General features: G+C 34.9%; 20 protein-coding genes. 6 read left to right on the top strand and 14 right to left on the bottom strand.

The genetic code is table 11. The features are described 5' to 3' along the window. The first annotated feature begins 2 nt into the window (after window positions 1-2). Window positions 3-455: a thioredoxin-dependent thiol peroxidase gene (gene bcp / locus OZP13_RS09180; protein ID WP_281299418.1), complete on the top strand. Its 453-nt coding sequence runs from the start codon at window positions 3-5 to the stop codon at window positions 453-455. 38 nt (window positions 456-493) lie between these two features. On the opposite strand, the gene OZP13_RS09175 is transcribed toward bcp, so the two are convergent. Together OZP13_RS09175 and OZP13_RS09170 are read right to left on the bottom strand one after the other, a co-directional pair. Further along, a complete protein-coding gene (locus OZP13_RS09175) occupies window positions 494-1,105 on the bottom strand; it encodes a hypothetical protein (RefSeq protein ID WP_269239797.1) in 612 nt (203 codons plus the stop codon). Between the two features lie 153 nt (window positions 1,106-1,258). After that, a complete protein-coding gene (locus OZP13_RS09170; protein WP_281299417.1) occupies window positions 1,259-2,719 on the bottom strand; it encodes a TonB-dependent receptor in 1,461 nt (486 codons plus the stop codon). Window positions 2,720-2,826: 107 nt separating this feature from the next. Between OZP13_RS09170 and OZP13_RS09165 the strand changes: the two genes are divergently transcribed. After that, entirely contained in the window at window positions 2,827-3,591 is a 765-nt protein-coding gene (locus tag OZP13_RS09165) for an MBL fold metallo-hydrolase (protein ID WP_281299416.1), read from the top strand. A 12-nt stretch (window positions 3,592-3,603) separates the two neighbouring features. Next, window positions 3,604-4,104 carry a hypothetical protein gene (locus OZP13_RS09160; protein WP_269239796.1) on the top strand — a complete coding sequence of 167 codons (501 nt, stop codon included), beginning with the start codon at window positions 3,604-3,606 and terminating at the stop codon, window positions 4,102-4,104. Between the two features lie 52 nt (window positions 4,105-4,156). Here the strand turns inward: OZP13_RS09160 and OZP13_RS09155 are convergent, their stop codons facing one another. From OZP13_RS09155 to OZP13_RS09140, 4 genes are all read right to left on the bottom strand, one after another. Next, window positions 4,157-4,807, bottom strand: a complete 651-nt coding sequence (locus OZP13_RS09155; RefSeq protein WP_269239795.1) for an alpha/beta hydrolase — start codon at window positions 4,805-4,807, stop codon at window positions 4,157-4,159. A gap of 3 nt (window positions 4,808-4,810) precedes the next feature. Continuing rightward, window positions 4,811-5,140, bottom strand: coding sequence for a magnetosome magnetite crystal formation protein family (locus tag OZP13_RS09150; RefSeq protein WP_269239794.1), 330 nt, complete (start codon window positions 5,138-5,140; stop codon window positions 4,811-4,813). A 33-nt stretch (window positions 5,141-5,173) separates the two neighbouring features. Then, window positions 5,174-6,424 carry a dihydroorotase gene (locus tag OZP13_RS09145; protein WP_269239793.1) on the bottom strand — a complete coding sequence of 417 codons (1,251 nt, stop codon included), beginning with the start codon at window positions 6,422-6,424 and terminating at the stop codon, window positions 5,174-5,176. Window positions 6,425-6,530: 106 nt separating this feature from the next. Then, complete coding sequence (locus OZP13_RS09140) at window positions 6,531-8,459, bottom strand: vWA domain-containing protein (protein WP_281299415.1); 1,929 nt, start codon at window positions 8,457-8,459, stop codon at window positions 6,531-6,533. Between the two features lie 312 nt (window positions 8,460-8,771). Between OZP13_RS09140 and OZP13_RS09135 the strand changes: the two genes are divergently transcribed. From OZP13_RS09135 to OZP13_RS09125, 3 genes are read left to right on the top strand one after another with little or no spacing between them, the layout of a single operon-like run. Further along, on the top strand, window positions 8,772-9,209 hold the full coding sequence (locus OZP13_RS09135; protein WP_281299441.1) for a potassium channel family protein: 438 nt from the start codon (window positions 8,772-8,774) through the stop codon (window positions 9,207-9,209). Between the two features lie 23 nt (window positions 9,210-9,232). Continuing rightward, a complete protein-coding gene (locus OZP13_RS09130; protein ID WP_349293520.1) occupies window positions 9,233-10,051 on the top strand; it encodes a BRO-N domain-containing protein in 819 nt (272 codons plus the stop codon). Window positions 10,052-10,094: 43 nt separating this feature from the next. After that, window positions 10,095-11,207: a lactonase family protein gene (locus OZP13_RS09125; RefSeq protein WP_281299414.1), complete on the top strand. Its 1,113-nt coding sequence runs from the start codon at window positions 10,095-10,097 to the stop codon at window positions 11,205-11,207. 139 nt (window positions 11,208-11,346) lie between these two features. On the opposite strand, the gene OZP13_RS09120 is transcribed toward OZP13_RS09125, so the two are convergent. The 8 genes from OZP13_RS09120 to OZP13_RS09085 form a co-directional block, all read right to left on the bottom strand. After that, complete coding sequence (locus tag OZP13_RS09120; protein ID WP_281299413.1) at window positions 11,347-12,696, bottom strand: DEAD/DEAH box helicase; 1,350 nt, start codon at window positions 12,694-12,696, stop codon at window positions 11,347-11,349. A gap of 298 nt (window positions 12,697-12,994) precedes the next feature. Next, on the bottom strand, window positions 12,995-14,263 hold the full coding sequence (locus tag OZP13_RS09115; protein WP_269239788.1) for a YaiO family outer membrane beta-barrel protein: 1,269 nt from the start codon (window positions 14,261-14,263) through the stop codon (window positions 12,995-12,997). A gap of 77 nt (window positions 14,264-14,340) precedes the next feature. Then, a complete protein-coding gene (locus tag OZP13_RS09110; protein ID WP_281299412.1) occupies window positions 14,341-16,707 on the bottom strand; it encodes an LTA synthase family protein in 2,367 nt (788 codons plus the stop codon). A 25-nt stretch (window positions 16,708-16,732) separates the two neighbouring features. Further along, on the bottom strand, window positions 16,733-18,163 hold the full coding sequence (locus OZP13_RS09105) for a glycosyltransferase family 2 protein (protein WP_281299411.1): 1,431 nt from the start codon (window positions 18,161-18,163) through the stop codon (window positions 16,733-16,735). Between the two features lie 12 nt (window positions 18,164-18,175). Beyond that, window positions 18,176-19,252, bottom strand: coding sequence for a HEAT repeat domain-containing protein (locus OZP13_RS09100; RefSeq protein ID WP_281299410.1), 1,077 nt, complete (start codon window positions 19,250-19,252; stop codon window positions 18,176-18,178). 32 nt (window positions 19,253-19,284) lie between these two features. Then, the gene (locus OZP13_RS09095) at window positions 19,285-19,653 is read right to left on the bottom strand and encodes a response regulator transcription factor (protein WP_269239783.1); all 369 of its coding nucleotides are present in this window, start codon (window positions 19,651-19,653) and stop codon (window positions 19,285-19,287) included. 584 nt (window positions 19,654-20,237) lie between these two features. After that, window positions 20,238-23,006 (bottom strand): T9SS type A sorting domain-containing protein, encoded by a 2,769-nt coding sequence (locus tag OZP13_RS09090; protein ID WP_281299409.1) that lies wholly within the window; start codon window positions 23,004-23,006, stop codon window positions 20,238-20,240. A gap of 161 nt (window positions 23,007-23,167) precedes the next feature. Then, on the bottom strand, window positions 23,168-23,980 hold the full coding sequence (locus OZP13_RS09085; protein ID WP_281299408.1) for an alpha/beta hydrolase: 813 nt from the start codon (window positions 23,978-23,980) through the stop codon (window positions 23,168-23,170). Window positions 23,981-24,374: the final 394 nt, after the last annotated feature.

Raw genomic sequence — 24,374 nt, 5'->3', positions numbered from 1 at the left:
AGATGACAACACTAAAAAAAGGAGATCAAGCCCCAGCGTTTTTTGGAGTAGATCAAGACGGAAAACCACATCAACTTGAAGATTATAAAGGGAAAAAATTAGTCGTTTTTTTCTACCCAAAAGCAAGTACTCCTGGTTGTACCGCCGAAGCCTGTGACTTGAGAGACAATTTTGAACGTTTTCAAGCCAATAATTATGCGCTTTTGGGAGTCAGTGCCGATGCCGCCAAAGCCCAAGCCAAGTTCAAGGAAAAATATGATTTCCCGTTTCCGTTATTGGCAGACGAAGACAAATCGGTAATAGAAGCCTTTGGAGTTTGGGGTCCCAAAAAGTTTATGGGAAGAGAATATGACGGTATCCACAGAACCACGTTTGTCATTGACGAAAATGGAATTATTGAGGATGTTATATCGGATGTAAAAACCAAAGCTCACGCTGCGCAGATTTTGAAGTAAATCAAAAACGCCACAAAGCAATTCCTTTTGTATTGATTTTATTGATAATCCGTAACGTCTAGATAATCAATATCGTTATTAAGATTAAGGTTTCTGTTATCTCTGGCAAAATTTAATTGAGACTGTAAACGACTTATTTTTTTTAAATTTTGGAATTGTTTTAATTGGGGTAGAATTATTGTTTTAAATTGTTCTTTTAATAATTTAAATTGATTAATATTTTCGATGTAAAATTGGTATTTAAATTTTTGTTCGTTCTTGATAAATTTTATTGAATTTTCGATTCCATTATAAGTTCTATTGTCACTTCCATAAAACCTGCCTTTATAAGCAAATATATTAATTTCGATTTCTTGTAAATCGCTCCATTTGTAAATTGTACTATTTTTATTTTCGTTAATTTCGATGTTGTTTTCAGAAAAACTAACTACTATTGTTTTTTGTATCATTTTCAAAGGAGTGAATTTGCCTTTTCTAATTTTATTAAATTGTATAAAGCAGATTATACCCAAAATGAGGCTAATACAAAATATTGGGTGTTTAGTATTTATCCCATAAACGAAAGGAATAAAAGTAATTGAAAGTATGATTATAATAAAAAATATTTCTAATATAGTTGGCTTTTGGTGAATTACAATTGGAAATTTCATTTTTGTTATTTGAACTTAAATTATTTTTTTTTAAACTTTAAATCAAAGATACATATCTTTTTAATATTTAAAGATTTTTCTGACGTTTAAAATTGAAAAGCCGAAAAAAAATATTTTTTCCTCGGCTTTTTGTATCTAAATCGGATAGGTTAACTAATTACTCGTCTCCAACAATGCATTTGGATTGTATCCAAAAAGTGATTTTTTCTTGATGATTTCGGCAACTCCGGGAGGAAGCATTGTTTCCCAACCGGGTTTGTTTTGGCCAATCATTTTCAATACTTCACGGGAGAAAACCTCCAAGTTTTCGGGGTCAAAGTTGGTGATATCGACCACTTTGCCGTTGAATTTGAAAAATTTGTACAATTCCTTCATTCGGGGATGAACTTTTAATGTTTCAGAATTCAATATTTCACCGTTTTCGCCAAGCATTGGATACAAATATACTTTCATGTCTCGGTAGAATAATTTTCCAAAGGCTTCCAAGATACCACCACTCAAGTGGCGATAGTATTTTTCGTCAAAAATGTCAACCAAGTTGTTGACACCCATTGCCAATCCCATTCTGGCTTTGGTGTATTTGGAGAAATATTCGACCACTCTATAATATTCCTGAAAATTCGAAATCATTACCGTTTGTCCCAATGAACAAAGCAATTCGGCTCGATCCATAAAATCTCTTTCGTCGATTTCCCCATCGGAACGCAAGTTGGACAAGGTGATTTCAAAGATTACCAAGGTGTTTTCGGCATCCACTTTGTTTTCGTTCAAAAACATTTTAAGCGACTCTTTGTACATGTCCATGTTTACCTTGGTCACGGGACGGAAACTCCCTCTCAGGGTAAGAATGTTTTTTTTGTACAATATGGCTGCCGGCAGCACGTTTCTGGCTTGAGGGTCAAATATCACGGCATCGGTCATTCCGTTTTTTACCAATTGCAAACTCATTAAACGATTATCGACATCTTTAAAACAAGGGCCAGAGAAATTGATGGTGTCTATTTCCAGCTGGTCTTTGTCTAAATGGTCGTATAAATAACGCAGGATTTTTTTAGGATCGTTGTGTTTGTAAAAAGCACTATAAATTAAATTCACCCCAAGAATTCCCAATGTTTCTTGTTGCAATCGCACATCGGTTTCCTTGAAACGAATGTGCAGAATGATGTCGTTGTAATCTTCGTTTGGTTCGATTTGAAATCGGATACCAACCCATCCGTGTCCTTTAAATTGTTTGGCAAAGTCAATGGTGGCAACGGTATTGGCATAACTGAAAAACATTTTGTTGGGATGTTTGGCTCTGCTCAACCGTTTTTCGATAAGATTTACCTCGTGCGAAAGCATTTTTTTGAGACGACTTTCGGTTACATAACGACCATCGGCTTCGATACCGTAAATAACGTCGCTAAAGTCCTTGTCATAAGCAGATGTTGCCTTTGCAATTGTTCCAGAAGAACCCCCAGCCCTAAAAAAATGTCTCACTGTTTCTTGTCCAGCTCCAATTTCGGCAAAAGTCCCATAAATGTTTTCGTTCAAGTTGATACGAAGCGCTTTGTCTTTGATGGAAGGGATTTGTTCGATGACTCTGTCACCCTTGAGTTTTATCTTTTTATCCATATTATTAGAAGTATAGGGATTATTTCTACAAAGTTAATTAAATAGGCTTCTTATGAAAGAGAAATTAATCCTATTTTTGTAAAAATAATTAGCAAATATCGTGCTAGATGAAAGTATATTTTTTAGGAACTGGAACCTCGCAAGGAATCCCCATAATTGGCAGTAATCATCCGGTTTGTTTAAGTACTGATTTAAAGGACAAAAGACTCCGGGTTTCGGTCTGGATTCATTGGGAAAACCATTCGTATGTTGTCGATTGTGGTCCCGATTTCAGACAACAGATGTTGACTTCGAATTGTCAAAAAGTGGATGGAATTTTATACACCCACGAACATTCGGATCATACTGCTGGATTGGATGACATCCGTCCGTTCAATTTCAAGCAGGGCGAAATCCCGATTTATGCCAATCAACGCGTAATTGATAATTTGAAATTGCGATTCGATTACGTTTTTAAAACTGAAAATAGATATCCCGGCGCTCCTTCCGTAAAAGCAATTGAAGTAGTCAATAATTATCCTTTTGCCATTGGAAATAAAAAGGCAATTCCCATAAACGTGATGCACGGTAACCTTCCTGTTTTTGGATACCGAATAGATAATTTTGCTTATTTGACCGACGTTAAAACGGTAGAAGAAAGTGAAATTGCCAAATTGAAAAACCTGAAAGTATTGGTTATAAATGCGCTACGAGAAACGCCCCACGACACGCATTTCAACCTGCAGGAAGCCTTGGATTTTATCGCAATGATTCAACCCGAAAAAGCCTATCTCACACATATTAGCCATCTTATGGGTTTTCATGAAGAAGTGCAACAAAAATTGCCGGAAAACGTTTATTTGGCTTATGACAACTTGGAAATTACTATTTAATATTACCTGAAAATGAAAAAATCTTTATTGCTTTATCTTTTTATTCTTGTGCTGCTTTTTAATGTTTTTACGTATATGTATTTCAGCAAAGAACTGGCTTTCCAACAAAACAAATGCACTAAAACAGAAGCAAAATTGAAGAAAGATTTAGAAGCAGCCAATGCCAAATTGGTCGATGCCAACTATTTTTCTTTGGAAAAAAATGAAAATGCACAGAATTATTTCAATCCCGACAATGCTACAAAAACAATTCAAGTCGAAAAGTTGATTCCTTTTGTAACCGAAAAATTAATGGATTTGAATGCCAATCCAAAAGGGAATCCATACACAGGACAAGATCAAATTGGAGCCAATAAATTCATCATCAATAAAGTGAAAGTCTTGAACCACCGTTGGATTATTGCCGATTTCAGTGACGGAGAATATTGGGGAGAGGTATTGATAAAGTATTTTGTCAATGATGACGAAACGGTTTCTTTCGAAACATTTCAATCTTTGTTGTACCAGAAATAAACGGATTCCTGCGCAGTAGAGACGGGTTTCAAACCCGTCTCTACGTGTTATTTTACGTATTTGCCAAAATCCAATTCTTGAAATCATAAAAATTTTGTGGTGAAACGCCGTGACCAATCGGATATTCTTTATACGTCGAATTGATGCCTAAATTCTCCAGAAAAGGTTTTGCTTTTCGTCCCCATTCCACCGGGATTACTTGGTCAACCGTTCCGTGGGAAGTGAATATTTTAAGATTCGAAAAGGAATTTTTTAGGTAATTTTCTTCTATAATTTCCGGGTTGACGTAACCGCTCATCGCCACCACTCTTTGCACTTTTTCAGGATGTGAAAGCGCCACAGCATAACTCAATATGGCTCCTTGGCTAAAACCAATTAAAGTCACGTTTTCATTATCAATCGGGTAATTGGCTTCTAATTCATCAATAAATTGAGCAATTAAATCTCTCGAAGTTTTGGCTTGCTCGTTGTCGGAAAACTTGTTTTGGTCAGCATCAAAGTTGATAGCGTACCAAGCGTAGCTTCCGTATTGTATATCGTAGGGAGCACGTACCGAAACAATATAATATTCGTCAGGAAGTTCGGTGGCGAATGAAAATAAATCTTGTTCGTTGCTACCGTAACCGTGAATTAATAGTAAAAGTGGATTTTTGTCCAACTTTATTTTGGGTTCTCTTACGAGATATTCTAGTGATAAATTCATATATTATTCGATATTTTTAAATATTTTTTGAAATTGTTCTCCCAATAACGGAATCAGTTTCATCTGGCCTTGCAATGCTCCAAGAAATCCATAAATCCAGAGTATGAAGTAAAAAACATAAAAAGCAGAAGATATCATCCAACTATCAAAATAACCTATGAAATACCCGATTAAAAAAAACGAAATAAATATTCCTAATGCCTGACGAATATGAAAAGCAGCAAAACTATTTTTCTTGTCTTGGTTCATAAAAATAGCTGCAATCGCACCAATAATGGTGATGTAACTCACAATTGCAATGCTTTTTCCTTCATCGATGTTGTTATTTTCCATTTTTATTTGATTTAAGCCTTTGAGGTTTGGTGATTACAAAACTAATTTCCCCTGATTGTAAATTCCATATACTTTTCCTTTCAATTCAGTTCCCAGAAAAGCGGAGTTTTTAGATTTTGATAGTATATTATCGTTGGTAAAAACACTTTTTCCTTCGGGATTGAATAAGCTGATGTTGGCTTTTTGACCTTCGGCAATGGTTTGTGATTCAATACCAAAAGTATTTTTTCCAGAAGTCAATTTTTCGATTATTTTTTCTAAAGATAGAACGGTTGACAAGGCACCAAAAGCACTTTCTAAACTGATTGTTCCGTTTTTGGCCAAATCAAATTCCATTTTTTTGTGTTCGATGTCAATTGGATTGTGGTCGGTTGTAATCATATCAATCGTATTGTCAAGAATTCCGGCAAGCAATGCTTGTCTGTCGGTTTCTGTTCGCAATGGTGGCGAAACTTTGCATCTTGTATCAAAATTTTCCAGTTTTTCATCGGTTAAAACCAAATGATGCACAGAAACGCTGCAAGTTACTTTCAATCCTTTGGCTTTGGCTTCCTTGATTAACGCTACTGATTTTGCAGTTGAAATGGTTGGAATATGTAACTTTCCACCAGTATATTCCAATAGAAACAAATTTCTGGCAATTTGCAATTCTTCAGCCAAATCTGGTATTCCTTTCAATCCCAATCTTGTTGAAACAATGCCTTCATTGGCAACTCCGTTTCCTTTTATATTCGAATCTTGGGCGAAAGCAATGACCAATCCATCAAAATCCTGAACGTATTGCAGGGCAATTTTCAGCAAATTGGCGTTGTCTAAACTTTTGTTGTAATCTCCAAAAGCAACAGCTCCCGCATTTTTCATATCGAATAATTCCGCCATATCTTTTCCTTCGCTTCCCTTGGTCAAAGCGCCAATTGGGAAAAGTTCGGTGGCAAAACCATTGGCTTTGCTTTTTACAAAATTTATTTGCGATTGATTGTCGATAATCGGGTAGGAGTTGGGTTGCAAAGCAATGGCCGTGAAGCCACTTTTTGCAGCAACATTCAAGCCGTTTGCAATCGTTTCCCGGTCTTCAAAACCAGGTTCTCCAAGCGAAACACTGCTGTCAAACCAACCTTGTGAAAGATGCAAATTGTCGAGTTTTACTTCCTCGGCATTTTCTGGATTGGGAAGCGAAGTTCCTATTTTTTTGATGACACCATCAACAATTAAAATATCAACGGTTTGGTTGTGAAAAGGACTTTCGGAATCGATAATTTTGGCTTCCCGGATGATTGTATTCATAGTACTTTCTAATTATTGAATATTTCTTTTCGCCACGAATTGCACAAATTTCCACAAATTATTTTAAATAAATTCGTGAAAATTCGTGAAATCTGTGTCTAATTTTTTACTTCACAAATCGTATAATTGCCATTTCGGTTACCAGAAAAAGCAATGCAAATATAACAAACCATTTCCAAATTTGACTGTCGGTTCGGTCGGTTTGTAAGGTATCGAAAACAGTTTCAATAGAATCGATGGTTTTGTAGTCAGAAAGGACATTTTCATTGGCTTGAGCCAAATCACTTTCGGTTCTATTGTAGTTAAAACTGATGTTTTGTAAACGTTCTTTTTGGTTGTAAATTCCAAAATTTCCTGCTAGTTCTGGATAATCGTTGAATGTCAACTTTACTTTATCGTTCAGCATTTGTTGTACAGGAATAAAGGTTTCAGCATCGTTTTGAACTTTCAAAATTTCGTCTTTTGACAAAGTGGCATCAACCAAAAATGGATTGTTATTGCCGATTGTCAAGGCATTCACGCCATTATTTTGATTATGAATCCCCATTTTGTAAAAAACAGGAACAATCAAAGGCGATTGTTGAAAATTGGAATTTTCCTGATTAATTGGCGCAGCAAAAACATAAACAGAAGAAATTGGATTGCTAATGGAAGTCAAAAACGTAGTCTGATCTTCATAATACAATACCGCTGGATTAGAGCCAGTAATTCTAAAAAAAGTTTTCGTTTTTGGATATTGAAAATTATTGATTTTATTCTCGAAAACACCACTAAACAAAGGATGATTGAAGTTTATTTTAGTGATTAATTTTTCCTTGTTTTCCAAAGATTTGAATTGGATGTTTCCAAAGATTTTCAAAAACGGATTGAGGTTTGTCGTAGAAGTTTTTGCTGATGGAATAAGAACAAGATTTCCGCCTTTTTCCACGAATGATTTCAAAGTGGTTTGCAAGGCTTGCGGAATTTCATCCAATTCATTTAAAACAATCGTATTTTGCTTTTCGAGCGCATTGTAATCCAAGGTTTCAATCGAAAAATTGTTGAAATTGAATTCGTCATTGGTATAAATTCGTGACAAAAAGTTCGATTTTTCAGGCGTTCCAATGCTGATTACATTGTTTTTTTTAGGTTTCGAAATGCTGAAATACAAATTGTTATCGTATTCCAATCCATTGTCAATTATAGAAGCATAACCGTGGAAATCCTTTTTCGGAATAGTAAAATAGATGGTTTTGTCTTTGGTTTCAAATTTCGTCAGAGTCTTTGCAATCAGTTTATTTTGATTGTATAGAGCGACAGGAATTTGCTTGTCTTTTTCGCCAAAAGCAGATAATTTTAAACCAATTTCATAGAAATCGTCCAGAGTTTGATGAATAAAAACGCTGTCAATCGAAGTGTTGTTTTCGTGTTCCGTTTCCGGGATAATAAAATACGTATTGAAATCTTTGTCAATGCTTTTTACTTGTTTGGATTCCAATCCAACAGCGTCAGTAATCACGACAATATCTTTGTTAAAAGCTGATTTTCTGGATTTTATTTTTGCCATTGCACTTTCCAACTGAAACGGCAACGCACTGTATTTTAGGTTTTGTAATTCCGTTCGAATGGATTTGATATCGGTGTTCCAAAACGTTTCGGAATTAGTAATCAGGGAAAAAGTTTGATTTTCGGGTGTGTTTTCCAGCAATTCCTGAACGGCTCTTTTCAGTAGTTCACCTTTTTGACCTTTGGCTTGCATCGAAAAAGAATTATCCAAAACGATATACATTTCGTTGGAATTGTTTTTGCTGTCTTTGGCTTTGAAAAAAGGCTGGGCAAAAGCAATGATAATGCAAGTTAACAATAACAAACGAGTGGCTAAAAGCAGCCATTTCTTGATTTTGGAACTCTTTCGGGTTTGAATGGAAAGCTCTTTCAGGAAACGGACATTCGTGAAATATTCCTTTTTGAAACGGCGCAATTGAAACAAATGAACCAGAATTGGTATAACCAACAAGAAAAGGAAATAGAGGATTTCTGGATGTTTGAATTGCATTTTTCAAAGATAGTATTTTGATTTTATATTTAAGAAATTGGATTTCAGATTTTGCAGGAATTTAGATTATATTTGAGGAATAAATTTTATAAAATCAATGGATACAACAGTAAAGGAAGATAAATTGGGGTACTTTAATATTATAATAATGGTTCTAACGATTTATGTGTTAGGAGCATTATTATTAGAAACAATTTTTGTTTTACCGCCAGAAACTTCCAAACTTTTAAAATTCATTGACAATGTCATTTGCCTCCTATTTTTGTAGATTTTACTGTTCGTTTTTATAAGGCTGAGAACAAATTGAAATTTATGCGATGGGGTTGGATTGATTTAATTTCAAGTATTCCAATGATAAATTATTTTAGAGCAGGAAGATTGTTAAGATTGATTAGGTTGTTCAGAATTGTTAGAGCTTTCCGTTCTTCGAGAATGCTTTTGCATCACATTTTCAAGAATAAGGCAAAAGGAACATTTACAACTGTTTCCATTTTTGCAGTAATGCTGATAATATTTTCATCGATAGCTATTTTACAGGTTGAAAATACAAAAGAAGGAAATATAAAAACGGCTGAAGATGCTTTGTGGTGGGCTTATGTTACAATAACAACGGTTGGTTATGGAGATAAATTTCCAGTAACAACAGAAGGTAGAATTATTGCCGTTGTATTGATGACCGCTGGAGTTGGGCTTTTTGGAACATTTACCGCTTACGCATCGTCTTTGTTTGTTGAGGAAAGAGAAAAGTAATAAACTTTAAACGCAAAATAATTATGAGCGACATAAAATTATTTGAAGATAAAAGAATGCGTTCCTATTGGGATGAAAAAGAGGAGCAATGGTATTTTTCGGTTGTAGATGTAATAGAAGTTTTAACAGGTAGTTCTATTCCAAAAAGATATTGGACTGATTTAAAAAAGAAACTAACCAAGGAAGGAAGTCAGTTGTACGATAATATCGTACAACTGAAATTTGTTGCAGCTGATGGGAAAAAATATGCTACGGATTGTTTAAACACGACTCATTTATTTCGCTTAATCCAATCCATTCCATCGCCAAAAGCAGAACCTTTTAAGCTTTGGTTGGCTCAAGTAGGTAGCGAAAGATTAGACGAAATGCAGGATCCCGAAATAGGAATTGACAGGGCTTTGCAACATTATTTGCAATTGGGTTATTCTGAAAACTGGATTAATCAGCGTTTGAAAAGCATTGAAATTAGAAAAGAACTTACTGACGAATGGAAAAGTAGAGGATTGAAAGAAGGTACACAATTTGCCATATTAACCGATATAATTACAAAAGCTTGGTCTGATAAAACAACCAAAGAATACAAAATTTTGAAGGGTTTGAAAAAAGAAAATCTTCGGGATAATATGAGTAATACGGAGTTGATTTTGAATATGCTTGCCGAAGCTTCAACCAAAGATATTTCGCAGGCGGTTGATCCAAAGAATTTTGCGGAAAGTCAAAAAGTGGCGCAACAAGGCGGAAATGTAGCCAAAGTTGCTTTGAAAGAATTGGAAGCCAAGACGGGTAAAAAAGTAGTTACAAGTATTTCTTCAAAGACACTTTTGGAAGATAAAAAACAGTAGCAATATCAATTGCAATTTCAATAACAAATTCAATAGACATAATATGAAAAATACAGTTACCATTCTTCTTTCCATTTTAGCTTTGACAACATTACAAGCCCAGGAAAACAAACTCAATTTGATTGTTGGAACTTACACCAAAAGTTGCGAAAGTAAAGGGATTTATGTGTATGAATTCGATTCGAATACGGGAGATTTCAGTCTTAAAAGTAATACCGAAAAAATTATCAATCCTAGTTATTTAACGGTTTCCAACGACAATAAATTTGTCTATTCGGTAAGCGAAAACGATAAAAAAAGTTCAGTTAGTGCTTTTGGATTTAATTCAAAAAGTGGAAAATTGGATTTTATTAATTATCAAAATCCAAACGGATTGAATCCTTGTTACATAATCAATGATGAAAAAAACGTGATTACGGCCAATTATTCCAGTGGTAGTATCTCGGTTTTGGGTAAAAATAGTGATGGAAGTATTGGTGTAGTTAAACAAGTTGTGCAACACACCGGAAAAAGCATCAATGCCAGTCGACAAGAAGCACCACACGCCCATATGGTATATTTTTCGCCAGACAAAAAATATGTTTTGGCCAATGATTTAGGAACCGACAAAGTGTATTTGTACCAAAATAATCCAAATTCCGCGACAGAAGTTTTAACGCTCAAAAGCAGTATTGATGTTAAACCTGGAAGTGGTCCGAGACATTTAATCTTCAGTAAAGACGGTAAATATGTGTACGTTTTGCAAGAATTGGACGGAACCATAACTTCGTTTAGTTATGCCGAGGGAATGTTGAAAAAAGTAAGCGAAACTACAGTTGTTGCGCCAGATTTTAAAGGAGATATTGGAGCAGCCGATATCCATATTTCGCCTGACGGGAAGTTTTTGTATGCTACCAATCGAGGAACTGCCAATGATATTTCGGTTTTTAAAATTTTGAAAAACGGAAAATTGGAATTGGTGCAAAGAACGAGCACTTTAGGAAAAGGACCTCGAAATTTCAATATTGATCCAACGGGAAATTTTCTTTTGGTGGGGCATCAATATACCAATGATATCGTGATTTTCAAAAGAGACAAAAAGACAGGAATACTTAGCAATACCGGAAAAAAGATAGAATTGTGTTCACCAGTTTGTTTGGTGTTTACGAAGCAGTAAAGAAATAGTTATCCAATTATATTTATTTCGTAGTCTTTTGTTTGGCTATATTTATTCTTGCTATTTGTCACGCTGGAAGCGTCTAGATTAAGTTGCTCATTTGAGTTGAGACGCTTCCAGCGTGACAAATAGTTATTTTTTATTTCTTGTCCTTGCGCTTTTTGGCTTGGTTTTTCAGCATATTTCTATTGACGGAGCCGTGTGTTTTTTTCTTGGTTACACCAGGCCCACCGAGATTGACTTTCTTGTTCTTTTTACTTTTCTCGTGGAATGCGCCATCGCCTTCCAGTTTTACCTTTTTCATCATGAACTTCATCGGCTGACGGTCTTTTTCAGGTTCGATTAGTTTCAAGGATATTTCAACGGTTTCAGGAAAAGTCTCAACAGGCAATTCCATATCCATCAATAATTCAATGGCAAATTTTGATTCTTCTTCACGAGGCGTAATCAAACTGATGGCTGTTCCTGTGGCATCGGCACGACCAGTTCTACCGATACGGTGCATATACAATTCAGGAAGCTCGGGCATTTCAAAGTTGATAACGTGGGTAATATTCGAAATATCCAAACCCCTCGCCATAATATCAGTAGTGATTAGTCCACGAAGATTTCCTTCTTGGAATTCTGCCATCGTGCTCAAACGATAATTCTGGGATTTATTGGAGTGGATAACCCCAAATTGACCTTCAAAATCTTCCTCTATTCGAGTATGAACCATATCCGAAATCTTCTTGTTGTTCACAAAAACCAAAACACGACTCATATCTTCGTTGGTTTGCAACAAGTGCTTCAGTAAATTGATTTTGGTGTTAAAGTTGGGAACACTATAAGTAACTTGAGTAATATTTTCCAATGGAGTTCCCGAGGCAGAAAGCGTAACCTCTTCAGGATAATCGAAATAGTCATTCAAAACTTTATCTACTTCATCCGTCATCGTGGCTGAAAATAGAATGTTTTGGCGTTTTTTAGGCATCATCGCCAAAATAGCGGTCAATTGGGTACGGAAACCTAAATTTAGCATTTCGTCAAACTCATCGATGACTAATTTTTGCATTTCTTCAAATCGGATGACATTGTCTAATGTTAAATCCATGACACGTCCCGGAGTTCCTACTAGAATGTCACAACCCGTATAAACGACTGTTTTTTGAGTATTGATGTTTACTCCTCCAAAAATGCCAACGGTACGAACCGACATATATTTGGTTAATTTTTCAACTTCTTCCACAACTTGAACTACTAATTCACGCGTTGGAACCAGAATTACTATTTTAGGAGTATGACCTGGTGTGAATTTATATAATTTTAATAAAGGCAATAAATAGGCGAAAGTTTTACCCGTTCCTGTTTGTGCAATTCCCATCATATCACGTCCCGACATTATCACGGAAAAAGTTTTTTCCTGAATGGGAGTAGGGGTGGTAAATCCTAAATCATCGATTGCTTTTTGTACAGATTTAGGGAGATTGAATTGTTCGAAAGTGGTCATAAAACGTAAATTTTGTGCAAAGGTACGTTATTTTTAAGGATACTCCTATTTGCCTTTTAAAGACAAGGCATTCACTCTTAAAATTTTAGACACGAATTGCACTAATAAACACAAATTTAAATGTATTTTTAATTACACGAATTCTTAAAAATAGATAAAATTCGTGCAATTCAATTTCAAGTTTGATAAAAATTAGTGGCAATTGGCGTAATTAGTGGCTAACTTTATTTTTCTTTTTTAAAAGCGAATGCTCTGGTTAATGTCTTCATTTTAAGTAGATAAATGGCTAACGGTTGCATTATTTGAATTTCAATTCCCAACTTAAGGCAAGTGTGTAAATCCAAAAATAATTACCTTGGTCAAAACTCTTTTCTTGGTGGGTAACTCCAAATTGTGTTCCCCAATTATTTCGCTTGTTGGGTGAAGAAAAATAATAACCAGTATTGATTTTTTGCGATTTCAAATCGACAATTGGAGCCAAATTTCCGCTAATATTATTCTGGTTGTTCTCGGGAGAATAGCCCATTCCTGCAGAAAGTTCCAAATAATTATCGGCATCGCTTCGGTATCTTCTGAAAATCAGATTACCCGATTTACTGGTTCCGGTGTCGCCTGGAGTCAGGTATGGACGAAAAGACCAATAGTTGTTTCCATTATACCAACCCACGGAACCCGTGAAGATGTTTGTGGTGGATGTGGCATACTTTAACGTTCGGAAACCGAGTGAAACTTCAAAGCTTTTAGGTAATGATTTGTATAACTCTGCACCATATCTCATATCTGGAAACAGAAAAGAATTGGCCAAGCCGAAATTGACATAGGCATAAAGTCCCTTGGTGATTTTGGGGTATAAATCCACTTCATATTGGGCGCCATTTTCATCAAATCTCCTGTTTATATTCACTTTTGCAATGATGCTTCCGTATTTTGTTTGTCGTCCATATCGGAATGTGTAGTATTGCATTGGATTAAATGTTGCCGAATAAATGTCTACCGATGAATTAATTCCAATGGTGTTTTGACTGAGGGTTTTGTTTAAATTAATTTTGTAATCTTTTGCCTCTTGATTTTCCGGATTTTGATTTAGCACCAATTGAATCGTACTCAGCGCTTCCAGAGGATTTTTTGTTTTTTCATAGGCACTGGCCTTCAAATACAATATATCTGGATCATTCGGGAAAATTTTCAAGGCGTCATTTGACATTTCCAAAGCGATAAACGGCATATTTGCCCATAATTCATTCTTGATGGCCGCTAGCCAAGTGGTTTTTCTTTTGGAATCTTTGTCTAAAATATAGGTAAATTCTTTTCTGGCTTTTTTATAGTCTTCGTCCCAAGAATAGGTTGTTGCCAAAAATTCGCGGATGTCGTGATAATCGGGATATTTTGTCAAAATCAAAACTAAAGTATCCTGCGCTTGTTTCCGTTGCTTGTTGAATGCCAATTCACGGGCTGTCTTGAAGGCGGTGTCCGGGTCTCCACTGAATTTTTTGTCCTGCCCAAACATTTGAAAGGCAAATAAAAACAGCAATATTAAAGTCAGTTTAGCAGCTATTTTTGAAATCATGTTTTTGAAAGTTAAGTGTTTTTATTCCCAGCTTCAATTGTTGTACAAGCTTGTCTCTATCCTTAATATTTTACAGTTTAGACTTTTTGCTTATTTTTGTACGCCTGAGCCAATTTGGATTTTATTTCAGGGTTCTTTATTCCAGAATCTATTGCTTTCTTGCCAATTTCAATTGCTTTTGCATTCTGGTTTGACCATTTATACACGTCCATTAGTGCCAAATAAGCATCGGTTTCAAAAGGGGTTCTTTTGATTGCATCCAATAATTCAGATTCCGCTTTTCTGTAATTGCCTTCCCAAGCCAACATTCTTCCTTTTAAAGTTCGGACTTCGGAATAATTAGGCACATCATTCAAGATATAATCACACAACAATCTCGATTTTTTGTAATCTTTTTTGAATGCCAAATCTCTGGCAGCAAGAAAAGTCTGATCAAAAGTCAATCCCTTTGTCAGTTCTTTTATTGTTGCTAATTCGGCTTTGGAAAATTGGACTGCCGGTTGTGAATAGATGTTTAAAGAAGCCGGGAAAATTTTGTTTTTCTGGGTTAAATAAGCATTTAATTTTTTGAAACTGAACAAGGAGTCCGCAATGGTTTTGACCATGGTTTCGTCATAAATTTTATTGGTTTCAAAATTTTCATTTATTTTATAGAGTTCTCCGCCGGAATACATATAATCTTTATAAATATAATCATTAATGCTTCCTTTATATCTCATCAAAGGGATTTTGTGAATGTTCCTGAATTCTTTGGCGGTGTCCAATCCGTCACCCATCCAAGCTGTTTTTGCCAGCTTGTTGAACTGGTAATTATTCATTAAAAAAGCAAGCAGGCTAGGAGTAACGTCCCAATGAGAAGAGACAGATTTGAATTTTTCTGCTTTTTTCAGCATCGGGCTATAAATAATTAACGGCACGTGAAAACGACATAATTCATCTTTTTGCGGTATCGGAATCAATCGGTGGTCACCCGTAATGATGAAAATGGTGTTTTTGTATTCCGGTCTTTTGGAATACGCTTCCATAAAGTTTTTGATGGAGGTGTCCGTGTAAAGGAGTGCTGCAAAAATATCTTTATAGGTTCCTACTGCCTCTTTTATGCCATCCAAACGTCTGTTGGTATTCATAATGTTGTCCACTTTCTTCAAATAAACTTCTTTTGAAGGAAAATCGAAAGGTTCGTGATTGGAAAGGGTCATGATTACATCCAATCGCGGCATTTTTTTGCTATCCAGATCAGACAATGTTTTTTTGAATATTTCGGCATCAGGGTAGCCCCAAGAAAAACCTCCAGCATTTTCTTTGGTTTTGACATAACCTGGTCCAAACTTTTTCACATCGGTTACGTGATCGATTTCATTGTATTCCAGGAAATTTATTTTCCGGTCAAAACTGGAATCATCCCCACAATAATAGGAAGTCGTGTAATCATTTGCTTTTAAAACGCTCAACAGCGAAATATGCGAAGGCAAGGAACCTAGTTCCAAGAAACCCTTTTCTCCATAAGGGAGAGATGCCAAAAGTGATGAGGCCACGCCAAAAGTTCTTCCGGTATTGCTGACGAAGTTTTCCCAATAGAGCGATTTTGAAGTCAAGGAATCAAGGAAAGGCGTAAAACCTCCATACGAATTGTTTCCTATGAAATCACTGCCCAAACCTTCGGCCATAATGATTACAATATTGGGTTTTTCGTTTTGAACATTAAAAAACGGAGCCAAGACATCTTTTGTTTCTTTGAATGGTTTTAGTAAAGGATATTCTTTTTTATAGACTAAATTCGAAACGTCCAATTCACTTTTTTCATTTTGAAAATTAATAATGTCTTTGGCCAGAAAATGAAGTTTGTTTTGAAAAACAGCAGCCGATGAATCAGGAGTGACCAGTTTTAAACTCCCCAGAATAATTATGAAAATAAATGAAGAGGCAAAAATTTGTCGACCATTTGTGAATTTGTTCAAAAGGTAATTTATGCCCAAATAAAGCAAAGGCATTATTATGAAAGGCAGAAAATAGAGCAGTGACAAAGATTCAGAAGCCGTGACCGTTGTATACATGTCATCCATTGAATAGCCCAATAAATCTGCTCCAAGATTAATGTGTGTGGTAAGACTGTATTTTACCAAAGCAAACTGCATGATGATTACTAAAGCAAACAACACTTTAACCAGTACTGTTTCAAGAGGCCTTTTTATGTAAAGTAACGCATAATAAAATGGAATAAACAGCAATCCTATGACGATTCCGGCCCAAAAGTCATTCAATAATTTATAAACTATTGTAGTCCCAATATTTTGGTTTTCGGAACCATTGGATAGTGTGGCGTAAATTTCGAATAAGCTTAATAACCAAAATGTAATAATTGCAGAAATAGTTAAATAGACATAGGCATAACTATTATTGAAATACCCATTGTTTAAAATATTTTTAACTTTTATGATGTTCATTTTTTTGAATTATACTTTTAAAAATTTAAGCTTTGGTCATTCCCTTTCTTGTCATGGTTCCCCATTCTATTTTTTTGTAAAAATAGTAATCTATATTCCCTTTGATTGCCGAATATAGAATAGTTGGATGATTGACAAAAGGTTCCAGAAAAGCTATAATTATCAATTTAATGCCAATAGACTTCTTTTTATATTGATGGAAAGTAAGTTCCTCCGACACAATGGCAACTACAGAAAACAGAACCGAAAACAAATAGGCCAGAGTAAGAAAAGCAAATACATAATCCCATCTAACTTCATTAAGAACCATAAGGATTCCGAAATAAATTATACCTGCAATTTCAATAATTGGAGCCATTCTTTCAAAAAAGAACCAATACGGATAACTGATAAGTCCCAAGGCTTTGTATTTGGGATTGAAGCCTATTTTGCGGTGTTTTTTTAGCGTTTCGATAGTTCCACGAGTCCATCTGTTTCTTTGGGAAATAAATGTTTTATAATTGTCTGGAGCTTCAGTCCAGCATAGAGGATCTGGTATGTAAGCCACTTTGTATTTTTGTTTTTCATCTTCCATATACCGTCTCATTCGAACAATAATTTCCATATCCTCTCCTACGGTATTTGTGTCGTAACCCCCCACTTTAATGGCTATTTTTTTGTCAAATAAACCAAAGGCACCTGAAATTACCAACAAACCATTTAGTCTGCTCCATGCCATTCTTCCCAACAAAAAGGCTCTTAGGTATTCTAAAATTTGTCCTTGTTCCAGCCATGATTTAGGAAAGTTTATATCAAGTAATTTACCGTCTTTGACAATACATGAATTGGCAATTCTTATCACTCCACCAGCCGCGATTACTTTAGTGTCTGTTGTTTCCAGAAATGGTTTTATCATTTTTTGAAGTGCATCTTCCAGCAGTAAACAATCTACATCAATGCAAGCAACATATTTGTTTTTACTTATATTCAATCCCATATTTAAAGCGTCAGCTTTTCCTCCGTTTTCTTTGTCAACGACTGTTAATTTATCAAATGCGGGATTTGTAGATCTATAAATGCCTTTTCTTAAGGGTTTGGTTTTAATCTGCTCGTTGATATTATGGTTTATTTGAATTAGGTCGTAAGCTTTAATAAGTTTGCTTAGGCTATCATCTTTGCTTCCATCATTTACAATAATAACATCGTAATTCACATAATGACTCGACAATAAGGAACGCACATTTTCGACAATGTTTAAACTTTCATTGTAGGCAGGTGCAATAATAGAAATGGATGGAGAAAATGTTGAAGACAATATTTCCTTGTAATTGACAAAGCTGTTTTTCTTCATGTATTCAATTGTTTCTATAACTGAAATGATGGCTAATATTACATAAGATACAATTGCAATTACAGAAAAAATAATAAAGAAATAATGAATGATTAACATTATAATTTGTACAGTACTTGTATTCATGGTCTATTGGTTTTAGGCAGTTATTAGTCTTCTAAATTTGGCCTCATATAATGCATATTCTTCAAAATTGATGTTTTTCAAAATTTCCATTATCAATAACTTAATTTCAAAATTTTTGTGATTTATGTGTTCCAGTAAAAAAGGTTTGTCGCTGTTCTCGTATACATTTTCCATCATTTTAAGAAAAGCGATTTTTTCTTCATGACTGCGTTCATTAAAATTGTCTTTCAATATGTTTTTAGCTTCAAACACGTTCAAATGGCTTAATGCAGAAATGGTATTTGTTCTTACTTCTATATTCTTGTGATTCAGCAATTCAATGAGTTCCTCTTTTGCTTCAAATTGGTTGTAAACTTTAGCCAGTTTTAAAGTAAAAATAACAACAGAATCATTGGAAGATTTTAACCATGGTTTAATGTCTGCAATTTGTGTTTCATTGTTAAGTTGAAGGACTTCCAATAATTGAATCTGATCCCATTCAGACAAGGGGGTTTCCAGAATATTCAAAAATTCAAGTCCTTTAAAAGCATACAAATGAACCAAATACAATTGCATTTCTTTGCGAACCTCTTTCAAGGGATGGTTGATGTTGTTCATTATTATTTTATGAACAGCCTTTATTTTAAATTGTGTAAGTTCCCTTATTCCGATTGCAATGACATCCCATTTTTTATTTCTCAGTTTGGCTAATGAGAAACGTAAAAGTCCCAGTTTAATAAAAAGTGCATCAATAGATTCGCCCATTTCACCGGATATCTCATTTCTTAATTTCAATAATGTTGAAATAATAATCTTTCTTTTAAAAGGATCTGTTACATGTTTTTTTAATTCATTGATAATTAGTTGTTGTTCAGAACTAAAGGCTTCATCGTCATTCCCTGCGTACAAATAAGTTACAAGTTGCGATTCATAATCCTCTTGATATTTGGCCTCTATCTTTTCCTTGTCTCTTAAATGATTTCTTAAACATTTAAGAAAAATTATCAGCGCTAGAATAAAAACGGAAAAAATACCACTTAGAACCCATGTCAATTGGATTAATGGCGAAGAGTATTTTAAAGCTTCTAGAATTTGTAGGTTATCGTTCATGGCTTTGGGGGCTTAATTCAATTTCTAAAATACTAAATCAATAATCTTTTGACCCTGATTACCAATTCGTGAGGACTAAAGGGTTTGCTCATAAAATCGGTAGCTCCTAGATCAAATGCTTTGAGTACAATTTCTTCTTGTCCAGCTGATGAAAAAACTATAATTGGAGTTTGCGTGTTCAATTTGTTTCTTACGTGGCTTATTACTTCCAATCCACTCACAAACGGCATCATAATATCTGTCAAAATAAGTTCAGGATTATGTTCTTCTATTAATTCGATGGCTTGTTTTCCATCTACAGCTATAAGTAATTTATAGCCTTCTTTTTCTAATCTAAATTTCAGTAGCAATGAAAGGACTGAATTATCTTCTGCCAGAACAATTTTTTTAATGATATTCATTATCGTATTATTTTGAATTTTAATAATAATTTGATTTTGTGCCAGTCCTGTTTTTTTAATTATTTAAGAGTTATTTGTATCAAATATAATAAAAAATACTTTATAAATACTCGATAAAGTGCATAAAAATATAGATTAAGTGCATAAAATCAAATATATTTAAAATTAAACCTACAATTTATACAGGTTGTTTTGAATTAAAATATAAATAATGTTTGTTTTGGTCCGCTGGATGTGATTGCTAAATTCTAATGGTATCCAAAGGATTCATAAAATGTAAATTATCCTAAAAATTTCCAACGATTGGTTTGTGTTTAATTATGCAAATTTGCGACGGTAAGAAATCCGTTTGACAACCAAAATAAAAGTAGTGATGACCAAAATTACAGTTTTTGCATTTTTGTATTCTTTTGGAATCCATGGTGTGATTCTATTGTTGGGCATAAGTCACAAATTCATTGGAATGATTCATGAATAGCATCTCTAACTTGTTTCTCTTTGGAATTTTTTGCCTTTATGGCAATTTCGATTAAAAAAAATGGCAGCTTAAAAAGCTGCCATTTGTATCAAAAACAAGAAAAAAACTATTTCACGATGATTTTTTGTGTATGCAATGTTTTTTTAGTGCCAGGTTCATAGATTTTTAGGATAAAAACACCTTTTGATTGCAAGTTGATGTTTTCTTGATGATTTCCGTTAAGCGTACCTTTTTTCACTTCTTTCCCTAAAATGTCATAGATTTTAAATTCGGCTGTAGTACCGTCATTTACCATTGATACATAAAAGTAGCCTTCGTTAGGAACTGGCCAAACAGTAAATCCAGTGTTGATCTTGTCGTTGTTTTCGGTTGATAACAAACTGTATCCGCTAACGATATTCACTTTGCGGGTCATCGTTCCTCCAGTATTGTCTGTCACGGTAAAATCAAAAGAACATAGGCCATTGGCTGTAGGTGTAAATTCTACTGCATCTGAAACTAAAACCGCATCTCCATTCACTGCATTAGACACAGAGTAATTAACACCGCTTGTAAATCCTCTGGAAAGTTTTTGAATATTTACGGTTACTTTATTCCCTGTTGGGGATTCATAATGGGGAAGAGACATCCATTGTAAATAATCGTCGAGGTTGGTGTAACCATCTAAATTTGTATCGGCATTGGAATCAGAGAAATCACCGCTTCCAGAATTTACATTAGAACCTTTAATTGTTTCCCACCAGTTTGGTAAGCCATCATTGTCAGAATCCCAACTGGCATCTCTATTGATCACGGGATAGTTTTCATAACCACCAGCATCTGCTTCATTGTCTGGAAAACCTTTTTTGCCGGTTACACTTCCAGTTACGGAATAGGTTCCTGTTAAAGTTTCATTAACCATCCTTATGTCGTGGTCGTCGAATTGGGGTTGGGTGCAACCTACATCAGAAAGTACAATTTTATAGGCGTTTGCAGCCGATTGTGTGGTGACATAAGAAGGAAAAAACGGCGTGGTTACAAATGTTTCATAACTGATTGTAATGCCATTTGAAAGCCTGGATCTTCTTCCTAGCTCTTGATTCGTTTCATCAAAATACCCCGGCATGACATTACCGTTAAAATAGGCTCTTTGCATACCCGCAAAGTTGTTTTCGTGATCCATGGTTAAAGCATAACGTTGTAATTCCATACCAGGTCCGGGTTTGTAATAATTGCCCACAAAGTTGACTTCTTTGGTTCCTCCATCAGTTGTTCTGGATCCCCAATTATAAACCACATTATTGGTAATGTCCATTCTGCCGGCAAAATAGTTACTTGCGTCTAATCCGCCACCTAAACTCCAATTGCGCCCGTAGTTGTGTGCTAGTAAATTATGATGAAAACTTCCGACATCGCCACCAATGGTTGCCGCATAACCGTGTTGTGTTCCTGCAGGGTAATTTTCATGCCCAGCAGCATTTAAAGCTTCGGAAATTAATGTTCTTTGCAATGTTATGTTTTTACCGGAACGAGAACTAAAAGATTCATCTATTGTCCAGCTGATAGAACAGTGATCAATGATACTGTTATTGGCACCTGTCAATCCCATTCCGTCAAAAGTAGTGCCACCACCTAATCTCACTCTTACATTTTGAACGATGGCATCATTTCCCGTAATTCCAAAAGGCGCTGTACGAATACAAATTCCTTTTCCAGGAGCAGTTTGCCCCGCAATGGTTACATAAGGTTGGCTCAAAACCAAGCGAGAATTTAGTTGAATGATTCCTGATGTATTGAAAATAATGGTTCGAGGACCAATGTCATTCGTAACGGCTTCACGCAAGCTTCCTGGTCCGCTATCATTCAAATTGGTAACAGCCACCACTTTTCCGCCTCTTCCGCCACGAGCAAAACGACCATAGCCTTCCGCACCGAGAAAAGCCAATTGGGCAGGGCGAAAACGCCAAGTGTTGCCTTTTACAACAACATTGTTAGCCAAAACTTCATCTATACGCCAGTAATATGTTTCTCCGGTGTATAATCCATTTATTGGATATGAGGTATTTGCAGTGATTTGATTTCCTTTGTATTCAGGTGATAATGTGGTTGCGGATTGTACAGTTGCTAAATTTGTTCCAAAATATATGTGGTGTGATAGAGCATAATCTGAGGAAGTCCATTGCAATAGAGTACTTCCTGAATTTAATTCAACGTGTTCATCGTTGTGAGCAGGAATAGGATTCGTTGCTTGCTCATATATATTAGGTGTGTTTAATTCAAGACCGTTCAGCATAACATTTTTGTTGGTTTCCGAGCCGGATGTTTCGGCCGCAAAAAGGATAACCACATCTTTTCCTGCCGTAGCTTGTAAGGTCAGATATACTGATTTTACGTCTGCTGTATTTACTGCTCTTACAGTTGGAATAACATTGTCTAAAACTAAATTTCCATCCACTGAAATATCAATAGGACTAAAAGTGAGTGTTGGGCTATCTACAGCGTTTAAGAAAACCATTAAAGTATGTGTTCCGGTTGTTAAACCATTAATTTTGAGTTCTATTTGTCCACCTTCGTTGGCAGTTGTAGAATTTGTGTTTTTTACGGTGAGTCCATCACATACCAATTTTGCGTAAAGAGGTGAAGATATTCCGGTTTTATACCAATTGGTTCCCAAAACATCACCTTTGGTTCCAACTCTGGTTACTGTAAATTTTACTCCATTTATTGTTTTGTTGTCTGTGTTTACAGAGTTAACTGCCCAAGGGGTGTAATCGGGATCACTTACTGCGGTAGTAGTAACATGATCAAAATCGATTTTTACTACCGGGTTCTGGGCAAAAATGGTTGAGGTTGATACTAGGGTTAAAATTGAAAATAATAAGGCTTTGCAAGACATTTAATTATAATTTGGATTAATATTTATGAAGAAATTTTCTATACATTAGAACAAAATCAAGATTGTAAATTTGATTAAATGACTAAGTAAAACTATCCTGTACTGTCCTGAATAGACAGGGGGCATTTGTTTAAAAAACAAGGGTATATTGTATTAAATAGTTATTTAATTAGTTGTTGTAATTTTTTTAGATATGTTGCATTTTCTAAAAAGCGATTATGACCTTGGTCTTTCAGGACTATTAATTGATCCGTAGGTTTTAATTTTTTTTCCAATTCATAAGATTGTGCCACAGGAATTTTTTTATCAGCATCCCCGTGAAAAATTAGGACAGGGCATTTTGTTTTTTGTAGAGAAGAATAGGTTGAAAATTCGTATCGCTGTAACAAGTCAATTGGTAAATAAGGAAATCCTCTTCGCGCTTCCTCTTTTATACTGTAATATGGAGCTTGCAGAACAAGCACTTTAGGATTGTTTGCCGAAGCCAATGCTGCCGCAGGTCCAGTTCCCAATGAATATCCAAGGAGTATTATTTTGTTCTCTGCATATTCTTTTTTGAAATAATCATAAACGGATTGCATATCTTGGTTGAATTGTTTTTCGCTGGATATTTTCCCTTCGCTTTTTCCGAATCCACGGTAATTAAGTATGAAAAGATCGTATTTCAAATCAGTATAAAAATGAGAATCTACACCAATACTATCAATCATTCCTCGACCTCCGGGAAACCATAAAATGAGTCCTTTCGATTCTTTGGCCTTGAAAAGTACACCATTGAGTTTCTTGTTGTCCGGCATGGAAATATATCGTTCTTCAAACGGTTCCGAAAATTTGAATACGTGTTCGGGTTTGAGTTTTGCAGACGTATTGAAAAGTAATTTGTCTTGAAAAAAATAGTAAAAACCACAAAGACACAAATAAAGTACAATTATTATACCTAGTAACCATTTTGTAATTTTCTTAATTTTTCCCATCTTTTTTTGTTAAATGCTTTAACGATTAAGCAATAATAATGAATTTAATTTATTTTAACAAAAAAATAAATAAACCATAGATGTTTAGTTAAGAATTAACCGTGCTTGCATAATCATGAAAATTAATTTGTAAGTTTTTCTCTGATATTATTGAGTTGTTGTAAACTGGTTTATTTAGATAAGCTGTTGGGTGTAATTCTATTTTTAACGAGGTATGGGGTAAGGATAGTGTATATAATAGTTACTATACAGTTACTATATACTTACTATACAGTTATTATATAGTTACTATATAATAAACTTGTAACAATATCTACCTAATAGCAGCTGATCACTATTTTTATTTCAAATTATTGCACCCGACGGGTTTCTTGCATAAAAAAGGGTTCAACTT

It is taken from the genome of Flavobacterium limnophilum (genome assembly GCF_027111315.2).
Taxonomy (GTDB): Bacteria; Bacteroidota; Bacteroidia; order Flavobacteriales; family Flavobacteriaceae; genus Flavobacterium; species Flavobacterium limnophilum.
The sequence above is the reverse complement of the archived record's forward strand: the minus strand, read 5'-3'. Positions and strand labels throughout refer to the sequence as shown.

Excerpts from the sequence above, each read along its gene's own strand:
- OZP13_RS09140 (WP_281299415.1), bottom strand. The coding sequence starts at position 8,459 with ATGCAATTCAAACATCCAGAAATCCTCTATTTCCTTTTCTTGTTGGTT.
- OZP13_RS09135 (WP_281299441.1), top strand. The coding sequence starts at position 8,772 with ATGCGATGGGGTTGGATTGATTTAATTTCAAGTATTCCAATGATAAAT.
- OZP13_RS09090 (WP_281299409.1), bottom strand. The coding sequence starts at position 23,006 with ATGTCTTGCAAAGCCTTATTATTTTCAATTTTAACCCTAGTATCAACC.
- OZP13_RS09170 (WP_281299417.1), bottom strand. The coding sequence starts at position 2,719 with ATGGATAAAAAGATAAAACTCAAGGGTGACAGAGTCATCGAACAAATC.
- OZP13_RS09145 (WP_269239793.1), bottom strand. The coding sequence starts at position 6,424 with ATGAATACAATCATCCGGGAAGCCAAAATTATCGATTCCGAAAGTCCT.
- OZP13_RS09175 (WP_269239797.1), bottom strand. The coding sequence starts at position 1,105 with ATGAAATTTCCAATTGTAATTCACCAAAAGCCAACTATATTAGAAATA.
- OZP13_RS09165 (WP_281299416.1), top strand. The coding sequence starts at position 2,827 with ATGAAAGTATATTTTTTAGGAACTGGAACCTCGCAAGGAATCCCCATA.
- OZP13_RS09105 (WP_281299411.1), bottom strand. The coding sequence starts at position 18,163 with ATGAATACAAGTACTGTACAAATTATAATGTTAATCATTCATTATTTC.
- OZP13_RS09115 (WP_269239788.1), bottom strand. The coding sequence starts at position 14,263 with ATGATTTCAAAAATAGCTGCTAAACTGACTTTAATATTGCTGTTTTTA.
- OZP13_RS09085 (WP_281299408.1), bottom strand. The coding sequence starts at position 23,980 with ATGGGAAAAATTAAGAAAATTACAAAATGGTTACTAGGTATAATAATT.
- bcp (WP_281299418.1), top strand. The coding sequence starts at position 3 with ATGACAACACTAAAAAAAGGAGATCAAGCCCCAGCGTTTTTTGGAGTA.
- OZP13_RS09095 (WP_269239783.1), bottom strand. The coding sequence starts at position 19,653 with ATGAATATCATTAAAAAAATTGTTCTGGCAGAAGATAATTCAGTCCTT.
- OZP13_RS09100 (WP_281299410.1), bottom strand. The coding sequence starts at position 19,252 with ATGAACGATAACCTACAAATTCTAGAAGCTTTAAAATACTCTTCGCCA.
- OZP13_RS09125 (WP_281299414.1), top strand. The coding sequence starts at position 10,095 with ATGAAAAATACAGTTACCATTCTTCTTTCCATTTTAGCTTTGACAACA.
- OZP13_RS09110 (WP_281299412.1), bottom strand. The coding sequence starts at position 16,707 with ATGAACATCATAAAAGTTAAAAATATTTTAAACAATGGGTATTTCAAT.
- OZP13_RS09160 (WP_269239796.1), top strand. The coding sequence starts at position 3,604 with ATGAAAAAATCTTTATTGCTTTATCTTTTTATTCTTGTGCTGCTTTTT.
- OZP13_RS09120 (WP_281299413.1), bottom strand. The coding sequence starts at position 12,696 with ATGACCACTTTCGAACAATTCAATCTCCCTAAATCTGTACAAAAAGCA.
- OZP13_RS09155 (WP_269239795.1), bottom strand. The coding sequence starts at position 4,807 with ATGAATTTATCACTAGAATATCTCGTAAGAGAACCCAAAATAAAGTTG.
- OZP13_RS09150 (WP_269239794.1), bottom strand. The coding sequence starts at position 5,140 with ATGGAAAATAACAACATCGATGAAGGAAAAAGCATTGCAATTGTGAGT.
- OZP13_RS09130 (WP_349293520.1), top strand. The coding sequence starts at position 9,233 with ATGAGCGACATAAAATTATTTGAAGATAAAAGAATGCGTTCCTATTGG.